Here is a 960-nt window from a genome sequence, read left to right as displayed (position 1 = left end):
AAGAACAGCAAGCCATTACAAAGGCGATTGTGGTGCTAGGTTCATCGCTTGATCTAAAGTAGTTGCCGAAGGTGCAGAAAACGAAGCACAGCTCGATCTTTTACGTGAGTTAGGCTGTGATTATGTGCAGGGCTACTATGTGTCGAAGCCTCTTGGAAAAGAGGCCATGCAAGTGCTTCTGCAACAGCAGAGCCAGTAATCTATTCAGATTGCTTTAGCGATCAGTCCGATACCAGAAAGCAATAACAAAGCACGACAAGCCTGCATAAATGTTTGTTCTGATAATCGTTGCTGAATACCTTTCCCAAGCCAAACTCCGAACAATGCAATCGGGAATAGTAATGCGCTGATCATGAATGACTCTTTGCTCCATTGCTCGTTCAACGTGTATGGGATGAGTTTCACGACATTCATGATCGCAAAGAATGCCGCAGCAGTAGCAAGCCAGGGCAATTTTTCCAATCGTCGCGATATGAAATAAATATTGATGGGAGGTCCGCCCGCATGCACAAGGGTGCTGGTGAGACCAGATGTGGTAGACCAAAACCAACTAGCTCGGGTTAATTTAGCGAAAATCGTTTGTAGGGATGCCCAGGTAGCAAACACAATCGATAATACGCCTAAACCAATCAGCAGCCATCGCTCAGGTAGACTCCCCATTGATAAGCCTCCAAGCAGTATCCCGATGAATGCACCTGGTAACAGTCGTTTGAGTTCGTTCCAATTAATATGTGAGCAGTAATAACGAAGTGTTTTGGCGTCCATTAATAGAAGTAAGGGCAGCGTAATTGCGGTTGCCTCTAGAACCCCTACTTTTAGACTCAGTAATGGAACGGCTACGACACCCGCTCCACCAGCGAATCCGGATTTAGAAATACCCGTTAAAACAAGGCCGATCATAGCGATCAGCCAAAAAATGGGGTCTTGCACTAAGTTCGTCATAGAGACTGTCCGTTGATG

General features: G+C 45.9%; 1 protein-coding gene and 1 pseudogene. One reads left to right on the top strand and one right to left on the bottom strand.

The features are described from left to right. Window positions 1-67 precede the first annotated feature (67 nt). A pseudogene (locus A3762_RS28980) lies at window positions 68-199 on the top strand (EAL domain-containing protein); the annotation flags it as partial. A 5-nt stretch (window positions 200-204) separates the two neighbouring features. Here A3762_RS28980 and A3762_RS23790 read toward each other — a convergent pair. Next, window positions 205-960 (bottom strand): sulfite exporter TauE/SafE family protein (locus tag A3762_RS23790; protein ID WP_231878912.1); only part of this gene is annotated, 756 nt, incomplete at its 5' end.

This window comes from Oleiphilus sp. HI0125, assembly GCF_001635355.1.
The sequence above is the reverse complement of the archived record's forward strand: the minus strand, read 5'-3'. Positions and strand labels throughout refer to the sequence as shown.